This window comes from Streptococcus sp. SM3, assembly GCF_027497875.1.
Genome location: NZ_JAJNSA010000180.1, coordinates 1 through 2589, shown reverse-complemented (window position 1 = coordinate 2589; position 2589 = coordinate 1). Strand labels below are relative to the sequence as shown.

The following is a 2589-nucleotide window of genomic DNA, read 5'->3' as shown; positions in this document are numbered from 1 at the left end:
TTCCAAGATTTGACGTTTAGATTCTTCACTGATCACCTTTTGGAATTCATGCACAATGGTTGGGTAAGGGTGAGGGCCAACAGCAGAACCCAAAACGTAAAAGGCATCCAGATCCGCCATCCATGCTCCAAACGCAGCATCAACGGCGTCTTTCAAAGTCTTAGTCCCGGTTTCAACCGCATGAACGGTTGCCCCCATCATTTCCATGCGGAAGACATTCAAGCGTTGGCGTTCCACGTCTTCTGCCCCCATGTAGACATCACAGGCCATGCCAAACTTAGCTGCCGCTGCTGCTGTAGCCACACCGTGTTGACCTGCTCCTGTTTCAGCAATCACGCGAGTTTTGCCCATGCGCTTAGCCAAGAGGATTTGCCCCAAGACGTTATTTAATTTATGCGAACCTAGGTGATTCAAGTCTTCGCGCTTCAAATAAATTTTTGCCCCACCTAAATGATCTGTCAAACTTTCCGCAAAGTAGAGTGGTGTTTCGCGTCCAGAATAATCTTTCAAATAATGTTTGTATTCTGCGATAAATTCTGGATCATTTTTATACTGTTCAAAGGTTTCCTCTAATTGATTGAGCAAGTTTTGAATGGGTTCTGGTACGAAAGATCCACCAAATTGTCCGAAATAGCCTTTTGTTTCTGTCATGATTGTGTCCTCTTTTCTCTATCTTCAATCTTGTTTATGATCTTTTTCTCTCGCGGGCCCTTTGAGCTGCAGTCTCACTGGGTTCCTATGAGATACAAAAAACCTCACACAGAAAAATCTGTGTGAGGACGATTCGATACCGCGGTGCCACCTCAATTGTAGGAAGCTATTTTTTCTCCTACATCTCTGACCTGTCTAACAACAGGGTGCACGATAAGGTGTGCTCACCGAATTTTTATTGTTTCAAATTCATCATCATAAACGCATCAGCCCATTTCAAGATTCACCACTGCTTGTTCGCAATCACCACAAGCTCCCTGGAAGTGAGAAAAATCTCTACTTTTCTGATGTCTTGAAGCTATTATAGCTCCCGCTTCTGATTTTGTCAACAAAAATTTTAAAAAGTGGTTAAAATGTTCGGATTTTACATTTCACCATTTTTTGCTAGCAATCGTGCTCTGAAATACTGAAAGCCTATATAAGCCAGATAAGCCCCTAAGGTATTGGTCCACAAATCATCTAGCTCAAAGACACGATTGGCATCAAACAAGAGATCTAACAGAACTTGGCTGCATTCAATCCACAAGCTCATCGCAAAGCCGAAGCACAAGACCCGTTTGCGGCTCCTCAACCAGGGCCATAGCCAGAGAAGTTGAAAGACCAGCGGGCTTAACAAAAAGATATTGGCTATATTTTGGAGGATGACCTTAATGAGTTGGAGGACACTGGTAATCTGGCCAAGATTCATCACCGAATTAAGAGGAACTAGCAGGACGACGATACGACCGAAATGTTGAATACCCGGTGTTTCCATACCTGGCTCTGGCTGTTGGGGCAAAAAACACATCAAACACAAGAGGATAAAATAGAAGAAGCTGCCACTCCGTAACAGCCTTCTTCCTCTTTTTGTTAGTTCTGTATGATCCATCAGCCCTTGTTTAAGGTTGCGCATGTTCAACAATCGCTTTCTCCCGGTCCCGTTTCATGGTATTTGAACGCAATTGGCCACAGGCAGCATCAATATCTGTACCGTGCTCTTGACGCACTACACAGTTAACACCTTGTTTTTTCAAGGTATCATAGAAGGCCATGACCCGTTCTTTTGGACTCCGGCTATATTGGTCATGCTCACTGACAGGATTATAAGGAATCAAGTTGACATAAGACAATTTCTTGATATTCTTGAGCAATTCTGCCAACTCTAAGGCTTGCTCGACTCCATCATTGACTTCATTGAGCATGATGTACTCAAAGGTCACCCGACGGTTCGTAGTCTCAATATAGTATTCAATCGCCGCAAACAATTTTTCAATTGGAAAGGCCCGGTTGATCTTCATGATGCTAGAGCGCAAGTCATTGTTTGGAGCATGAAGGGACACTGCCAAATTGACCTGCACACCTTCATTTGCAAAGTCACGAATTTTATGAGCCAAACCAGAAGTTGACACTGTAATATGGCGAGCACCAATCGCTAATCCCTTGTCATCGTTGACCGTCCGGATAAATTTCAAGACATTGTTATAGTTGTCAAATGGTTCTCCGATCCCCATGACAACGATATGGCTGACCCGTTCATCTTGGCCACGTTCGTCAAAGTATTTTTGGACCAACATGATTTGAGACACGATTTCACCATTGTTCAAATCGCGTTGTTTTTTGATCAAACCAGAAGCACAGAAGGTACAACCGATATTACATCCTACTTGAGTCGTTACACAGACAGATAATCCATAGTGCTGACGCATCAAGACGGTTTCAATCAACATGCCGTCTGGCAATTCAAAGAGGTACTTGACCGTCCCGTCTGCTGACTCTTGCACGATCCGTTGCTTGAGTGGGTTGACGACAAACTGATCATTCAACTTCGCAATCAAGTCCTTAGAAAGGTTGGTCATTTCTTCGAAGGACTGGACGCGTTTGCGATAGAGCCATTCCCAG

General features: G+C 43.8%; 3 protein-coding genes and 1 other annotated feature. All 3 genes read right to left on the bottom strand.

All coding sequences use genetic code 11. From position 1 onward, the window contains the following. A partial coding sequence (locus tag PAN06_RS13820; RefSeq protein WP_269796615.1) for a pyridoxal-phosphate dependent enzyme occupies window positions 1-651 on the bottom strand: 651 nt, incomplete at its 3' end. Window positions 652-772: 121 nt separating this feature from the next. Continuing rightward, window positions 773-1008 (bottom strand) — a binding site (T-box leader). Between the two features lie 67 nt (window positions 1009-1075). Continuing rightward, window positions 1076-1603, bottom strand: coding sequence for a VanZ family protein (locus tag PAN06_RS13815; RefSeq protein WP_049498348.1), 528 nt, complete (start codon window positions 1601-1603; stop codon window positions 1076-1078). Beyond that, on the bottom strand, window positions 1590-2589 hold a 1000-nt coding region (gene rlmN, locus PAN06_RS13810; protein ID WP_269796614.1), incomplete at its 5' end, for a 23S rRNA (adenine(2503)-C(2))-methyltransferase RlmN. The genes rlmN and PAN06_RS13815, both read right to left, overlap by 14 nt.

What these genes read in the sequence shown, in the direction of transcription:
- PAN06_RS13815 (WP_049498348.1), bottom strand. Translation starts at nt 1,603, where the DNA reads ATGCGCAACCTTAAACAAGGGCTGATGGATCATACAGAACTAACAAAA.